Source organism: Streptomyces solicamelliae, from assembly GCF_045348655.1.
Taxonomy (GTDB): domain Bacteria; phylum Actinomycetota; class Actinomycetes; order Streptomycetales; family Streptomycetaceae; genus Streptomyces; species Streptomyces solicamelliae.
Map to the genome: position 1 here is coordinate 2694275 of NZ_CP160404.1, position 15656 is coordinate 2709930.

General features: G+C 74.1%; 12 protein-coding genes. 5 read left to right on the forward strand and 7 right to left on the reverse strand.

What is annotated here, in order from left to right; translation table 11 throughout:
• Positions 1–12: 12 nt before the first annotated feature.
• A complete protein-coding gene (gene ftsE / locus ABZO31_RS12430; RefSeq protein WP_406861218.1) occupies positions 13–702 on the reverse strand; it encodes a cell division ATP-binding protein FtsE in 690 nt (229 codons plus the stop codon).
• A gap of 243 nt (positions 703–945) precedes the next feature.
• On the opposite strand from ftsE, the gene ABZO31_RS12435 reads away from it, so the two are divergent.
• Positions 946–1140, forward strand: a complete 195-nt coding sequence (locus ABZO31_RS12435; RefSeq protein ID WP_406861219.1) for a hypothetical protein — start codon at positions 946–948, stop codon at positions 1138–1140.
• A 69-nt stretch (positions 1141–1209) separates the two neighbouring features.
• Here ABZO31_RS12435 and ABZO31_RS12440 read toward each other — a convergent pair whose 3' ends face one another.
• The 5 genes from ABZO31_RS12440 to ABZO31_RS12460 all read right to left on the reverse strand — a co-directional run bounded on the left by ABZO31_RS12440 (position 1210) and on the right by ABZO31_RS12460 (position 7129).
• Complete coding sequence (locus ABZO31_RS12440; RefSeq protein ID WP_406861220.1) at positions 1210–2004, reverse strand: LPXTG cell wall anchor domain-containing protein; 795 nt, start codon at positions 2002–2004, stop codon at positions 1210–1212.
• 326 nt (positions 2005–2330) lie between these two features.
• On the reverse strand, positions 2331–2792 hold the full coding sequence (locus ABZO31_RS12445; protein WP_406861221.1) for a hypothetical protein: 462 nt from the start codon (positions 2790–2792) through the stop codon (positions 2331–2333).
• A 115-nt stretch (positions 2793–2907) separates the two neighbouring features.
• A complete protein-coding gene (gene prfB, locus ABZO31_RS12450) occupies positions 2908–4014 on the reverse strand; it encodes a peptide chain release factor 2 (protein ID WP_406861222.1) in 1107 nt (368 codons plus the stop codon).
• Between the two features lie 59 nt (positions 4015–4073).
• Complete coding sequence (locus ABZO31_RS12455; protein ID WP_406861223.1) at positions 4074–5309, reverse strand: serine/threonine-protein kinase; 1236 nt, start codon at positions 5307–5309, stop codon at positions 4074–4076.
• A gap of 128 nt (positions 5310–5437) precedes the next feature.
• Positions 5438–7129, reverse strand: coding sequence for a serine/threonine-protein kinase (locus ABZO31_RS12460; protein ID WP_406861224.1), 1692 nt, complete (start codon positions 7127–7129; stop codon positions 5438–5440).
• A gap of 488 nt (positions 7130–7617) precedes the next feature.
• Here ABZO31_RS12460 and ABZO31_RS12465 point away from each other — a divergent pair, with 488 nt between their 5' ends.
• The 4 genes from ABZO31_RS12465 (at position 7618) to ABZO31_RS12480 (ending at position 14879) form a co-directional block, all read left to right on the forward strand.
• A complete protein-coding gene (locus ABZO31_RS12465) occupies positions 7618–11094 on the forward strand; it encodes an FtsK/SpoIIIE domain-containing protein (RefSeq protein ID WP_406861225.1) in 3477 nt (1158 codons plus the stop codon).
• A gap of 134 nt (positions 11095–11228) precedes the next feature.
• Positions 11229–12593 carry an ABC transporter substrate-binding protein gene (locus ABZO31_RS12470; RefSeq protein ID WP_406861226.1) on the forward strand — a complete coding sequence of 455 codons (1365 nt, stop codon included), beginning with the start codon at positions 11229–11231 and terminating at the stop codon, positions 12591–12593.
• Positions 12590–13900: a carbohydrate ABC transporter permease gene (locus ABZO31_RS12475; RefSeq protein ID WP_406865328.1), complete on the forward strand. Its 1311-nt coding sequence runs from the start codon at positions 12590–12592 to the stop codon at positions 13898–13900. The genes ABZO31_RS12470 and ABZO31_RS12475 overlap by 4 nt, the downstream gene beginning before the upstream one ends.
• 100 nt (positions 13901–14000) lie before the next feature.
• Positions 14001–14879: a carbohydrate ABC transporter permease gene (locus ABZO31_RS12480; RefSeq protein ID WP_406861227.1), complete on the forward strand. Its 879-nt coding sequence runs from the start codon at positions 14001–14003 to the stop codon at positions 14877–14879.
• 57 nt (positions 14880–14936) lie between these two features.
• On the opposite strand, the gene ABZO31_RS12485 is transcribed toward ABZO31_RS12480, so the two are convergent.
• Complete coding sequence (locus tag ABZO31_RS12485) at positions 14937–15548, reverse strand: TetR/AcrR family transcriptional regulator (protein WP_406861228.1); 612 nt, start codon at positions 15546–15548, stop codon at positions 14937–14939.
• Positions 15549–15656: the final 108 nt, after the last annotated feature.

Here is a 15656-nt window from a genome sequence, read left to right on the forward strand (position 1 = left end):
TCTCCCGCCCGCTCAGTGCTGGTAACCGTAGACGCCGCGAGCCTGGTCGCGGACGAGGCGCCCGCCTTCGAGCTCGATGACGCGCTTGCGCATCTGGTCGACGATGTTCTGGTCGTGGGTCGCCATGACGACGGTGGTCCCTGTCCTGTTGATGCGGTCGAGCAGCTTCATGATGCCGACGGAGGTCTGCGGGTCCAGGTTTCCGGTGGGCTCGTCCGCGATCAGCAGCATCGGCCGGTTGACGAACGCCCGGGCGATGGCGACGCGTTGCTGCTCACCGCCGGAGAGCTCGCCGGGCATCCGGTCCTCCTTGCCCCCGAGGCCGACGAGGTCGAGCACCTGGGGCACGGCCTTGCGGATCTCGCCGCGGGGCTTGCCGATGACCTCCTGGGCGAACGCCACGTTCTCGGCGACGGTCTTGTTGGGCAGCAGGCGGAAGTCCTGGAAGACGGTGCCGAGCTGGCGCCGCATGTGCGGGACCTTCCAGTTGGAGAGCCGGGCCAGGTCCTTTCCGAGGACGTGCACCTGTCCGTGGCTGCAGCGCTCCTCGCGCAGGATCAGCCGCAGGAAGGTGGACTTTCCGGAGCCGGACGAGCCGACGAGGAAGACGAACTCGCCCTTCTCGATCTCCAGGGAGACATCCCGGAGCGCGGGGCGATTCTGCTTCGGATAGGACTTGGAGACGTTGTCGAATCGGATCACGGGTGCACCACGGTCGGCCGGGGGTATAGGTGTGCGTGACACTACGCGACGGGGGACCGCCCGCGCAGTCGCCGTCCCAGCTTGAGCGCTATATCCTTTTCGCCCCTCGGGACGGAACCGGCGGAATCCGGCGGGGCGCGCCGAAACCCGCGAGAGCTGGCACAGTGGTAGGGGGAACGGCCGTGTCCCCCGGAGCGTTGTACGGGGAGACGGGCCGCGCGGAAGCCCGGGAGAGGAGAGCGCATGACCTACGACCGACTGGTGTGCGCCAACTGCGCGGCGCCCGTCGCGGAGGGCCGCTGCCCCGTCTGCCGGGCGAACCGGGAGCGGATGCAGCAGCAGGGCCCCCTCGGCGGCCTGACTCCCGCGATGCTGCTGGCGCTGGTGCTGGCCCTGGTGGCGGCGGCGGCGCTGATCACGGCACTGCAGACCGCGTAGCGAACGCACGGAGGGCCGGGGCGGCTGGAAGGAACAGCCGCCCCGGCCCTCTGCTGTGTGCGTTACCGCTTAGGCAGCGGCCCCACGGCCACCGGAGACCAGACGCGGCAGCATACGGAAGCCGATGCCACCGGCGATCATGGTCGCGGCGCCGATCAGCAGGAACGTGGTCTCGGCGGCGCCGGTCTCCGCCAGCTCCTCCTTGGCCTTGCCCTGCTCGACGGGCTGCGAGCCGGCGTTGTTGGTACCCGGGTCGTTGTCGACGCACTCGGCGCCGTCGAGGTCCACGGTGCAGGTACCGGCGCCACCGTCACCGTTGCCACCGTCCGTGCCGCCCGTGGTCGGGTCGGGGTTGGTGGTGCCCGGCGTGGTCGGGTCGGGGTTGGTCGGACCCGGGTTGGTCGGGTCCGGGTTCGTCGGGCCCGGGTTGGTCGGGTCCGGCGTCGTCGGGTCCGGGGTCGTCGGGTCCGGCGTGGTGGGATCCGGCGTCGTCGGGTCCGGGGTCGTCGGGTCCGGCGTCGTCGGGTCCGGCGTGGTCGGGTCCGGCGTCGTCGGGTCCGGGGTCGTCGGGTCCGGCGTGGTGGGATCCGGCGTCGTCGGGTCCGGGGTCGTCGGGTCCGGCGTGGTCGGGTCCGGCGTCGTCGGGTCCGGCGAGGTCGGGTCCTCACAGCCGGGCGAGCCCGGGATGCACGGGTCGTCCTCTTCGCCGTTCTCCCCGCCGACCTGAGCCTCGACGCTCAGCCCGGCGATCTCGACGTCCACACCCACGGCCGAGGCCGCACCCGCCGCAGTGAGCGACGCACCGGCGGCGATCACCGCGCCGGCCGCTATCCGCGCGACGCGGACGCGCGTCTTCTTCGTCATCTGGTTGCTACCCCCAGTAGCTCATCTCGTCTTCGGAGCAGCGCTCGGGGCAACGGCCAGGGGAGGCGGTCACGTTACTGGTTCCGGCCCCCGTTCACACACGCCCCAGAAATACGCATGCCACGCGTCAGCCTGGCGAGAATTCGAGGCACCGTCAAGCACGTTGCGCGCGCAATGCCCGAAAGCTCCAGTCTTGCCCGCCATGCGGTGAAGCAACTGTGACGTAAACCCGGAACTCCCGCCTCCCCATACACAGTTCCCATGTCGACATAGCGAGGAAAACGCGAAGGTTCCGCTTGCGCGCGCGAATTGAGTCCGGCGCGACGTCAGTGCGGCGCGGCCCGTACCGTGCCGTCGGGATCCGGCACGACGAACGTCACCGCCCGTACGCCGTCGTCGTCCCGCCCGGGGAAGGCCCCGACGTAGACCTCGGCGGCCCGCCCCAAGGACTCCTCGAACTCGTCGAGTTCGGCCTCGCCCGCGATGTACTCGACCTCGAGCACACACGACCCGTCCCGCAGCACTCCGACGACGCAGTCCCGGTCCCGCGCCGCGATCCGCAGGATCTCCGCCCGCACCGACGGCCCGTACGCCACCCGCCCGATCCGCCCGTCGAGATAGACGCTGACGCAGTCCCGCGCTCCGAACGCGCCCCGCACCCCCGTGTACTCCCCGGCCGTACGGCACACGAACCAGCGGGTCGCCCCGGCGCCGTACGCCACACGGTCCAGCACCACCGCGTCCGCCGACGCCTCGTCGATCAGCGCGCCGATGCCCCTGTCGTCCATCCGTTCCCCCCGTCTCGGACGTGCCGGCTCCGAGAGTAGACCGCAGGCATGTTCCGCGACACGACGACGGCGCCGCCCCTCGTCGGTGAGGGGCGGCGCCGTCGGTGTACCGGGGTTACTTCTCCGTCTGCTTGCGCCAGCGGATGCCGGCCTCGAGGAAGCCGTCGATCTCGCCGTCCAGGACGGACTGCGGGTTGCCGACCTCGAACTCCGTGCGGAGGTCCTTGACCATCTGGTACGGGTGGAGGACGTACGAGCGCATCTGGTTGCCCCAGGAGCTGCCGCCGTCGCCCTTCAGGGCGTCCATCCTGGCGCGCTCCTCCTGGCGCTGGCGCTCGAGGAGCTTCGCCTGGAGGACGTTCATCGCGCTGGCCTTGTTCTGGATCTGGCTGCGCTCGTTCTGGCAGGAGACCACGATGCCCGTGGGGATGTGCGTGATGCGGACCGCGGAGTCCGTCGTGTTGACGCCCTGGCCGCCGGGGCCCGACGCGCGGTAGACGTCCACGCGCAGGTCCGACTCCTCGATCTCCACGTGGTCGGACTGCTCCACGACCGGGAGGATCTCGACGCCCGCGAAGGACGTCTGGCGGCGGCCCTGGTTGTCGAAGGGCGAGATGCGCACCAGGCGGTGCGTGCCCTGCTCGACCGAGAGCGTGCCGTAGGCGTACGGGGCCTTGACCACGAAGGTCGTGGACTTGATGCCGGCCTCTTCCGCGTACGACGTCTCGTAGATCTCCGTCGAGTAGCCGTGGCGCTCCGCCCAGCGCAGGTACATGCGCTGCAGGCGCTCCGCGAAGTCGGAGGCGTCGACGCCGCCGGCCTCGGCGCGGATGTTGACCAGGGCCTCGCGCTCGTCGTACTCGCCGGACAGGAGGGTGCGGACCTCCATCTCGTCCAGCGCCTTGCGGACCGCGACGAGCTCGGTCTCCGCCTCGGCGCGGGTGTCCGGGTCGTCCATCTCCTCGGCGAGCTCGAAGAGCACCCCGAGGTCGTCGATGCGGCCGCGCAGCGCCTCGGCCTTGCGGACCTCGGCCTGGAGGTGCGAAAGCTTGCTCGTGATCTTCTGGGCCGCGTCCGGGTCGTCCCACAGGGACGGCGCCGCGGCCTGCTCCTCGAGCACGGCGATGTCTGCCCTCATCTTGTCGAGGTCCAGGACGGCCTCGATCGACCCCATGGTCGAGGAGAGGGACTTCAGCTCTTCGGATACATCGACGACTGCCACGCGTCCAGCGTAACGGCTCCGGGCAAGGAGCCGGACCGCACGGCCCTCCGCCCGCCTCCTTACGGCTGTGTCGTCTGCTTCGAGTCCTGCGGCGGGGCCTCCTCGCCGCCGCTCGTCGCCGCGTACGCGCCCGCCCCGATCGCCGCCGCGAGGACGACGCCGGCCACCGTCAGCGTGATGCGCCGCTTGCGCACCGCCTCCGCCTTGTGGCGGGCGGAGCCGGGGCGGCGGGCGCCGGCGGCCCTGGGCGCGCGGGCGGTGCCCAGGGGGCCGCCGGAGAGCTCGTCGGGGCCCGGGACGCGCATCGAGGTGTGGGTGTCCCGGTTGGAGTCCGGGGACGCTCCGGGGACGAGGGGGACGGAGGCGCGGCGCGGGGCGGGCTCGCCGCCGCGGGTGGCGTGCTGCTCCTCCTCGTACGGCTCCGGCGACGCCGGCTCCGCGTCCGGTTCGTCGACGTCCAGCGGCGGGATGCCCTTGAGCATCGGCAGCACGTCCCGCAGCCGGACCGCCAGCTCGGAGGCGCGCAGCCGGGAGGCGGGGGCCTTGGCGAGGCACTGGACGATCAGCTGCCACAGCTCCTCGGGGATGCCGGGCAGCGGCACGACGGTCTCGGTGACGTGCCGCCGCAGCACCGCGCCGGGGTGCCCGCCGCCGAAGGGCGTGAAGCCGGCGAGGAGCTCGTACAGGACGGTCGCCAGGGCGTAGATGTCGACCGCCGCGCGCGGCGGCAGGCCCTCGACGATCTCGGGGGCCAGGTAGTCCGGGGTGCCGATGATCCGGGTCGCCTTGGTCCGCTTCGGGGTGTCGATCAGCTTGGCGACGCCGAAGTCGGTGAGCAGGGCGGGGTGCGCGCCGCCGGGGCCGAGCGGGCCCTCCATGTCGAGCAGGATGTTCTCCGGCTTGACGTCGCGGTGCACCACGCCGGCCTTGTGCGCGGCGGCGAGCCCGTCGGCGACGTCGGCGATGATCGCGACGGCGGCCTCGGGGGCGAGCCGGCGCTCCCGGTCGAGGCGGGTGCGCAGGTCGGTGCCGCGCACGAGGTCCATGACGAGGGCCAGGTCGTTGCCGTCGACGACGAGGTCGCGGACGGCGACGACGCGCGGGTGGTCGAGCCCGAGCAGGGCGGTGCGCTCCTGGACGAAGCGGCCGACGAGCTCCTGGTCCGAGGCCAGGTCCTCGCGCAGCAGCTTGATGGCGACGGGGCCCTCGGGGCCCTCGCCGAGCCACACCGTGCCGGCGCTGCCCCGCCCGAGGATCTGGTGGGCCGTGTAGCGGCTGCCGATTTTGCGTGCCAAGACTGCTCCCTCAGCGGCTGGAGTTCGCGTCAAAGTTACGCGGACCCGGTCGCCGGTCTCGACTCCCGGGGGGAATTCACCCCCCGGAAGTCGACAAATCGGCAGAGTCGGCGGCTCTGCGGAGGCTCCTACTGCCCCGTACCGCCGGTAGCACCCCCGCTGCCGCCGATGCTGTCGGCGGTGCTGGTGATCTCGTCGATCCAGCTGGTGAAGGAGTCGATGCCGTCCCCGATCGCCTCCCAGTAGCTCTTGCCCTCCGCGATCCAGCCCTGCAGCGGGGTGAGCTCCCAAACCATCCAGCCCACGACCACGAACATCACGATCATGAACAGGCAGCCCTTGAGGCAGCCGAGGCCGGGGATCCGCATCGGGTTGGCGCTGCGCTGCCGGGGCTGGCGCGGCTCGCGCGGCGGCCGCGGCGCGGGCTGCTGGGGCGGCGGCTGCGGGGGCGCGTACTGCTGCTGCGGCGGCGGGGCGTACGGCCGGCGCTGCGGCGGCTGCTGCCGGCGCGGGGCCGGCTGCTGCTGGTACGGCTGGGGCTGCGGCTGCTGGTACGGCTGGGGCTGCTGCTGCGGCTGGTACGGCGGCGGCTGCGCGGGGCGGCGCTGGGGCCGGCGGCGCAGCGGGTCCTCGTTCGGGTCCAGGTACTGGATCTGGGTCTGCTCGTTGCGGTCCCGGACGCCCTGCAGCTGGTTCTGCCAGGGGTGCGGGTCCTCCGGCTGCGGCTGCGGCGGACCGTCGGGGCGCGGGGGGACCGGCGGCATGACCGAGGTCGCGTCGCCCGCGCCGTTGACCGGCAGGACGCTGGTCGCGGCGCCGGGGTCGTACGACGAGGCGGAGCCGGCCGGCAGCACCTGGGTGGCGTCGGCGGAACCGGGCGCCGCCGGGCTGCCCGGTACGGGCGCGGGCGCCGGGTCGGGCGCGAGCAGGGCGCCGACGCCCTCGGCGGCCTCGATCTGGGCCGGGGTGGAGTGCACGCCGATGCCGTCGGCGACCACGCGCAGCCCGCGGGCCAGGTTCACGGCGCTCGGCCGGCGCGCCGGGTCCTTGCTGAGGCAGCGCTCTATGACCGTCCACAGCGGGGCGGGGACGGTGGAGGGGCGCCGCGGGTCCTCGCTGAGGTGCCGGTGCAGCACCTCCAGGGCGGTACCGCCGGCGAACGGGGGCCGGCCGGTGACCAGCTCGTACAGCAGGATGCCGGCGCCGTAGATGTCGACGGCGGAGGTCTGCGGGCGGCCCTCGGCGGACTCCGGCGCGACGTACGCGGGGGTGCCGACGAACTCGTGGGTGCGGGTCAGGCCCGGGGAGTCGGCGAGGCGCGCGATGCCGAAGTCGGTCAGCATCGGGTGCATCTGCCCGTCGCGCTCGGCGAGCAGCACGTTGGCCGGCTTGAGGTCGCGGTGGACCACGCCATCGGCGTGGCTGGCGGCGAGCGCGTCGGCGATCTGCGCGGTGAGCAGACCGGCGGCGACCGGGGTGAGAGGGCCGCTCTCGCGGATGTAGCGGTGCAGGTCGGGGCCCTCGACGAGGTCCATGACCAGGGCGAGGACATCGCCCTCGACGACCAGGTCGCGGGTCCGCACGATGTTGGGATGGGTGAGCCGGAGCAGCACGGACCGCTCGCGCAGGAAGCGCATCACGATGTCCGCGTCGTTGGCCAGCTCCTCCTTCAGGACCTTGATCGCCACGGTCTCGCCGGGCTGGCCGGGAACGGCCGCCTCGGCGCCCGCCGTCTCCCGCTGGCGGGCTCGCCAGACGGTGCCCGTGGCGCCGCGGCCGAGCGGCTCCTCGAGCAGGTACTTGCTGCCGATTGGCCGCACGTCACGCGCTCCCTGCTGATCGTGGTCCCGGGGGTCCTTCTGAAGCGTGCCCGGGGGTCGTCCTCTGTGTTGTGACCCGTCCGGGTGTCCGACCCACTTTAGTGCCGCCGAACGGGTCACGGCCCGGTCGCCGGAGATCGCGTTCTCCTGTCCGGCCGGTGTCCGACCTGTCCGAAACGCGACACGGATCTAGACGCGTTCCGGCCGCCGACGGTTGCCGTGGGCGTCGGGAGTGCCTCGGTTGTCGGACGCAACCACGCACTTTTGCGCCCACAGTCGACCATTCAAGATCGTTTCTGGCCGACCCGGGGACAGGTTGTCGGCGACAGGTGCGAGGATGCCTTCAGCACGGCGTCGTGGGGTCGGGAGCCCTTCGTCCGTGCCGACCTGTACCGGACGACGCGTCCGTCCCGGGTCAGGGGGAGGCGCCGGTTCCGCCGGGGCGGTCCCCTGCCGGGCGCACCGCGCAGAAGGGACCGCTGACGGCGATGCAGATCCGGCTGACCGTCCTCGCGCCGCACACCGGCCACGGCCACTCCGGCGCGGCCGGGCGATCCTGCGACGTGCTCGTCACCGCCCCGGCCGGGACGGCCCTGGCCGCCGTCGCCTCGGGTCTCGCCGCGGCTGTCGCCGGCCCGGAGGCCACCGGCCCGGTCGTGCTGTACGCGGGCCAGGAGCGGCTCGACACACAACGCTGCGCGCTCGGCGAGCCGCCGCTGGTCGACGGCGCGGTGCTGTCGCTCGGCGGGCCCGGCCCCGGCGCGGACGACGCGCCCGGCGAGGGCGAGGTGGCGGCTCGGCTGCACGTGGTGGCGGGGCCGGACGCGGGCGGGGTGCATCTGCTGCACGGCGGCGCGATCCGGGTGGGCCGCTCCCTGGACGCGGACGTGCCGCTGGACGACCCGGACGTCTCCCGGATGCACTGCACGGTCACGGTCGGGTCCGACGGGCGGGTCACCGTCGCGGACCTCGGCTCGACGAACGGCACCAGCCTGGACGGCGTCGACGTCGGCGCCCGTGCCGTACCGCTGCCGCCCGGGGCGCTGCTCCGGCTCGGCGAGTCCGCGCTGCGTCTGACGCCGCCGGCCTCCGGTGCCGGGGACGCGATGGCCACGGCCCCGGACGGCGAGGGCCACCTGCGCGTGACCCGCCCCGGCGACGCCCCCGCCGCCGTCCCCGCGCCCGCGGGCCCGCCCGCCGTGGAGGGCCCGGTCTCGGGCGGCACGGTGTCCACGGGCGCCCGCGGCCGCGGCGGATACGGCTCCCCGGCCCACCCGGGCGCGGACGACCGGACGCACGGCGGACGCGGTGTCCCGTACCCGCCCCGGCCCGCCGCGGGGGGTACGGAGCCGGGGGACGCCTCCCGGGCGGCCGCCGCGGACGCGTACGGAACCGGCGAGGACGCGCACGGCCGGGCCCGCGACGACGAGGGCGACGCCGGCGGCGCGCAGCACAGCCGCACCGGCCAGACCCGCCGCCAGGCGCTGCCATCCCCCGACGGCGGCCGCAAGCGCGGCCTCGGCGCCTGGGCACGCCGGCTCGCCGGGGGCAAGGACGGGGCGGCCCCGCTCTCCGGCGGCGCCCCGGCGCACGCCACCGCCGCCCCCGCGCCCGCCGCCCCGGCCCCCGCCGCCGACACCTGGCCGGACCCCGCGTCCGTCCTGCTCACCGCGCTCGGCCCGGGCCCCCGGCTCTGGGAGCGCGGCCCCGAGCACCCCGAGGCCCTCGTGGTACGGCTGGGCACGGCCGACCGCGCCGAACTGGCGGCGGTCCCGGTGACCGTCGGCCTGCGCGAGGCCGGGTCCCTGGGCCTGGCCGGCCCGCGCGAGCGGCTCGCGGGCCTCGCCCGCTCCGTCGTGGCGCAGCTCGCTGCCCTGCACTCCCCCGCCGACCTGGAGCTGGTGCTGATCGCGGCGGACCGCGCGCGTCCGCTGGAGGAGCGGCGGCGGACGTGGGGCTGGCTCGGCTGGCTGCCGCACCTCAGGCCCGCGCACGGCCAGGACTGCCGGCTGCTGCTCGCGTACGACCGCGAGCAGGCCGCCGCCCGCACCGCCGAGCTGACCCGCCGCCTCGACGACGGCCCGCTCGGCCCCGGCTGGGCGAGCGCCGACCGCCCGGCGATCGCGGAGGCCGCGGCGCAGTACGAGGGGCCGCACACGGTCGTGGTCGTGGACGGCGACCCCGGCTCCGCGGCGCTGCGCGAGACCACCGCGCGGCTGGCCGGCGCGGGCGCGGCGGCCGGCATCCATCTGATCGTCCTCGCCGAGGCGCCCGCCGCCTCCCCGACGTCCCCCGTGGCGGCGACGTACGAGACGGCCTGCGCGGCCGCGCTGCCCTTTCGCGAGTGCGGGGCGGCGGCGCTGCTGAGCGGTGACGTGGCGACGGCGCTGCGGCTGCTGCGCACGGCCGGCGGCCGCGCCGCCGGGCACGGCACGGTGGCGGCGCTCGACGCGGTGTCGCCGGCCTGGGCCGAGCGGTTCGCCCGGGCGCTGGCGCCGCTGCGGGCGGAGGCCGGGACGCCGCGCGGTGCCCGGCCGGCTGCGGCGCTGCCTCCGTCGGCGCGGCTCCTGGACGAGCTGGGGCTCGCCCGCGCCACGCCTGCCTCGCTGATGGCCCGCTGGGCGGCGGCCGGCGAGGGCACGGCGGTGCTCGGCGCGGGGCCGCACGGGCCGGTGGCGGTGGACCTGATCGCGGAGGGCCCGCACCTGCTGATCGAGGGCGCGCCGGGCAGCGGCCGTACGGAGCTGCTGCGTGCGCTCGCCGCCTCGCTGGCGGCGGCGGGCCGGCCGGACCGGCTCGGGCTGCTGCTCGTCGACGGCGCGGGCGGCGAGCGCGGCGAGGGCCTCGCGCCCTGTACGGAACTGCCGCACGTCACCGAGCATCTGGTGGCCTCGGACCCGGTCCGGATGCGCGCGTTCGCGCAGGCGCTCGGTGCGGAGCTGAAGCGCCGCGCGGAGCTCCTGGCCGCGGCGGAGGCCCCGGCGCGGGAGGCCCGCGTCCCCGACGCCCGTACCAGCCCCGACGACCTGACGTCCCGTCCGAGCGCCCGCACGTCCCGTTGGTCGGACGCGTCGCACGGGCGGACGACGGGCACGGGCGACACCCCCAGCGGCCGTCTCCCGCGCCCCGGCGCGGCCTCGGCCACGTACGACGCCGGCGCCGACCTCGGCGACCGCCCCAGCGGCCGCCTCCTGCGCGCAGCCGACGTGGGCGACACGACGAGCGCACGGACGGCCGCGTACGGCGCGGGCGCCGACGTGGACGGCGCCCCCGGTGGCGGCGACCTGGGCGACACGCCCAGCGCGCGGGCACGGCGGGCGAGCGCGTACGACCCCGGGGCGTACGAGCCGTCCGGCGAGCCGGCCGGGGCGCGGATCCCGGGCCCGGCCTCGCCGCCCGACGCCGCACGGGGGGCCCGGGCCGACGCCGCGGGGCTGCCGCGGCTCGTGGTCCTGGTCGACGACTACGACGCGCTGGTCGCGCCCGCGCTGGGCTCGCCCGGCAGGCCCGCCGCCGGGTCGGTCGTACGGGCCCTGGAGGCCGTGGCGCGCAACGGGGAGCGGCTCGGGGTGCATCTGGTGGCGACCTCGGGCCGGCCGGACCGCACCGCGGACACCGAACTGGCGCACGGCGCGCGGCTGCGGATCGTGCTCGACGCCCCGCCGGCCTCGCCCGGACCGGACGACCCCGCGCCCGGCCGCGGCCGGCTCGGCCATCCGGACGGGCGCGTGACGCCGTTCCAGGGCGGCCGGGTCACGGGCCGCATCCCGCGCACCGCGACGCTCCGCCCGACCGTCGTCCCGCTGGAGTGGGAGCGGATGGGCGACCCGCCCTCCCGCCGCCCGGTCCGCGAGCTGGGCAACGGGCCGACGGACCTCGCCCTGCTCGCCTCCGCGCTCGACCGCGCCGCGCGCTCCGTGGACGCCGCCCCACTAGCCCCGCTGACCCCGGCGAACCACACGTGATCCACTTCTGACGGCACGTCACGAGCCGATCACGATCCCCTGTTCGACCCCGACAGCGGTATTGCGAGCCCCGTGCCCCCGGCGTAGACCTGTCGGCACGGGACGCGCTCGCGCACGAAAGAGACGGGGCAGAAATGCGTACAACTCTTCGTACACGCAAGGCCGCACTGACGATCACCGCCCTCACCACCGCCGCCGCCCTCGGCCTCGCCGGCTGCGGCGGCGACGGCGGGAAGAAGGAGCCGGAAAGCAAGGAGTCCCCAGGGGCCTCCACCCTCTCCTTACCCTCCCTGAAGGGAGAGAAGATCGAGGTCGCGGCCGTCTGGACGGGTCCCGAGCAGGAGAACTTCACCAAGGTCCTGGACGAGTTCGAGAGAAGGACCGGCGCGGAGGTCACGTTCGTCCCGGCGCAGGACCCGATCGTCAACTTCCTCGGTACGAAGATCGCCGGCGGCAGCCCGCCGGACGTCGCGATGCTTCCGCAGGTCGGCGCGATCCAGCAGGCCGCCGCGCAGAAGTGGATCAAGCCGCTCGGCGCGGACGCCAAGGCCCAGCTCGCCAAGAACTACAGCAAGGGCTGGCAGGACCTCGGCGCCGTCGGCGGCACCCCGTACGGGGTCTACTTCAAGGCCGCCAACAAGTCCCTGATCTGGTACAACAGCGCCGCCTTCGAGAACGCGGGCGCGAGTGAGCCGAAGACCTGGAAGGACTTCCTGGCCACCGCCGAGACCATCTCCGCGTCCGGCGTCACCCCGGTGTCGGTCGGCGGCGCGGACGGCTGGACGCTCACCGACTGGTTCGAGAACGTCTACCTCTCCCAGGCGGGCCCGCAGAAGTACGACCAGCTGGCCAAGCACGAGATCAAATGGACCGACCCGTCCGTCGCCCAAGCCCTCACGACCCTCGGCGAGCTGTTCGGCAAGCCTCAGCTGCTCGCGGGCGGCGCGGCGGGCGCGCTGCAGACCGAGTTCCCGGTCTCCGTGACGCAGACCTTCACCGGCGGCGACCAGCCGAAGGCCGCGATGGTCTTCGAGGGCGACTTCGTGGCCGTCAACATCGGCCAGACGCAGGCGAAGGTCGGTACGGACGCGAAGGTGTTCCCGTTCCCGGCGGTGGGCTCCGGCCCGGCCCCGGTGGTGACCGGCGGCGACGCGGCGGTGGCGCTGAAGGACACCAAGGGCGCGCAGGCGCTGCTGACCTTCCTCGCCTCGCCGGACGCGGCGAGGATCTGGGCGGCGCAGGGCGGCTTCCTCTCCCCCAACAAGGCGCTGGACCCGGCCGCGTACCCGAACGACGTGCTGCGCACCATCGCCAAGGCGCTGATCGCCTCCGGCGACGACTTCCGCTTCGACATGTCGGACCAGATGCCGCAGTCGTTCGGCGGCACGCCCGGGAAGGGCGAGTGGAAGGCGCTGCAGGACTTCCTGAAGAACCCGAAGGACGTCGCGGGGACCCAGGCACGCCTGGAGGCCGACGCGGCCAAGGCGTACAAGAGCTGAGCCGCGTGACCGGCATACGCGCAAGCGTGACCGGCACCCGCAGGGCCGTCGCGGCGGGCTTCCTGCTCCCCGCGCTGGTCCTGCTGGGTGCGCTCGTGGTCTACCCGATCGGGTACTCGGTCCGGCGTTCGTTCTTCGACAAGTCCGGGGACTCCTTCGCCGGACTCGCCAACTACGCCGAGCTGTTCACGGACGACACGATCCTGACCGCCGTGAAGAACAACGCGATCTGGGTGGTGTTCGCCCCGGCGGTCGCCACCGTGCTCGGCCTGATCTTCGCGGTGCTCACCGAACGGGTGCGCTGGGGAACGGCGTTCAAGCTGGTCGTCTTCATGCCCATGGCCATCTCGATGCTCGCCGCGGGCATCATCTTCCGGCTGGTGTACGAGCAGGACCCGGACCGCGGGGTCGCCAACGCGGTCTGGGTGGGCGTGCACGACACGTTCGCGGAGTCCTCGGTCTTCCCGAAGGCGCGCCCGCTGCCCGTCCATCCGCTGAAGGCGACGGGCGACGGCGGGTACGTGACGAAGACCCCGGTCCGCGCGGGCGAGCCGGCCCTGCTCCCGCTCGTCGGCGTGGCGCCCGCGCAGATGCCGAAGGACGCCCGGCCTGCGACGCGGCCTGCCGGCGACGGCGCGATCACCGGCACCGCGTGGCTGGACTTCACCCGCGGGGGCGGCGGCAGACCCAATGTCGTTGACCCGAAGGAACTCGGGCTCAAGGGACTGCGCGTGGAGGCGGTGAAGGACGGCAGGGTCGTCGCCTCGGCGACGGCTGGGGCGGACGGCTCGTTCCGCCTGCCGGCGGCGGCCGAGGGGGCGCTGCTGCGGCTGCCGGAGAGCAACTTCCGGGAGCAGTACAACGGCGTGCAGTGGCTGGGACCCTCGCTGGTCACGCCCGCCGTCATCGGCAGCTACGTGTGGATGTGGGCGGGCTTCGCGATGGTGCTGATCGCGGCGGGGCTCGCCGCGGTACCGCGCGAACTGCTCGAGGCGGCGCGGGTCGACGGGGCGAACGAGTGGCAGGTCTTCCGGCGGGTGACGGTGCCGCTGCTGGCGCCGGTGCTCGCGGTGGTCCTGGTGACGCTGATGATCAACGTGCTGAAGGTCTTCGACCTGGTGTTCATCATCGCGCCCGGCTCGGCGCAGGACGACGCGAACGTCCTGGCCCTCCAGCTGTACCGCTCGTCCTTCGGCACGGACGCGGACCTGGGCGTGGGCAGCGCGATCGCCGTCCTTCTGCTGCTGCTCGTGCTGCCGGTGATGGCGTTCAACATCAGGCGCATGCGAAGGGAAGGCCGCCGGTGAAGGCCACGGCAGGCGAACCCCGCGCGCTCTGCTGGGGGTCCGGGGGCCGCCCCCCGGGAGAACACGGCAACGTCCGGAGGATGCGACGGGAGGGGCGCCGATGAGCGGCACGGAAGGAGGGGCGCCGGTGCGCGGGCTCGGTACACGCGTCGCGGGGCGGGTCGCGGGTGGCGGGATGCGGGTGTTCCTCGTCCTCGTCGGTCTGTTCTGGCTGATGCCGACGATCGGTCTGCTGCTGTCCTCGCTGCGCGATCCCGCGGACATCGCGGCGAGCGGCTGGTGGGAGGTGTTCACCGCGCCCGCGCAGCTGACGGCCGAGAACTACGCGAACCTGCTGGCGAACGACACGATCACCGACTCCCTCCTCTCCACCGTCCTGATCACCGTTCCGGCCACCGTCCTCGTCGTGGTGATCGGCTCGCTCGCCGGGTACGCCTTCGCCTGGCTGGACTTCCCCGGCCGCGACTGGTGGTTCCTGGCGGTGGTGGCGCTGCTGGTGGTGCCGGTGCAGGTGGCGCTGGTCCCGGTGTCCGAACTGTTCGGCACGCTCGGCATCTTCGAGACGACGTTCGGGGTGGTGCTCTTCCACACCGCCTTCGGCCTGCCGTTCGCGATCTTCCTGCTGCGCAACTTCTTCGCGGAGATCCCGCGCGAACTCCTCGAGGCGGCGCGGCTCGACGGGGCGGGCGAGGTGCGGCTGTTCACCCGGGTGGTCCTGCCGCTGGGCGGCCCGGCGATCGCCTCGCTCGGCATCTTCCAGTTCCTGTGGGTCTGGAACGACATGCTGGTCGCGCTGATCTTCGCGGACTCGGAGTCGCCGCCGATCACGGTGGCGCTGCAGCAGCAGGTCCGGCAGTTCGGCAACAACATCGACGTGCTCGCGCCGGGCGCGTTCGTGTCGATGGTGATCCCGCTGGTGGTGTTCTTCGCGTTCCAGCGGCAGTTCGTGTCGGGCGTGATGGCGGGTGCGGTGAAGTAGCGGCGTCTGCCGTACGCGGCTGCGCCATGAGCGCGCCCACTTCGCCGTGAGCGCGTACTACGCCGTGAGCGCCGCCACCGCGCTGCGCGTGAGGTCGTCCAGGTACCCGGCCGGCAGCTCGCCGCGCACGACGACCAGCCGCCAGTACAGCGGTCCGACCACCAGGTCCAGGGCGCGGTCCGGGTCCGCGCCCTCGGGCAGCTCCCCGCGGGCGACGGCCTCGCGCACGATCTGGGCGACCACGCCCTGCTGGGCGTCGAGCAGCGCGGCCTTGACGGCGTCGGCGATCTCGGGGTTCCGGTGCGCCTCCACCAGCAGGTCCGGGATGACCTGCGAGGCCACCGGGTGCCGCAGGGCATGCGCGGCAACCTCCAGGAGGGCGCGCACGTCACCGTGGAGCGAGCCGGTCCGGGGTGCGGGCAGGCCCTGGACGGCGACCGCGCCGACGAGGTCGAGGACGAGGGACAGCTTGGACTTCCAGCGCCGGTAGACGGCGGTCTTGCCCACGCCCGCGCGGCGCGCGATGCCCTCGATCGACATCCGGGCGAAGCCGACGGCGGCCAGTTCCTCGAAGACGGCGGCGCGGATCGCGTCGGTGACGTCCTCGCGCAGCACGGCCGCGCCGGCGGGGGTGCGGCGGGAGGCTCCGGAGCCGGGAGGTGTGGTCATGCACAGGATGATGCCACGACCACGTCACGACGAGACGGTTGCGTTCCGACGTCATGGGGCCTACGCTCACGTCACGACGATACGGACCCGTTCCGTCGCAACGCCGTC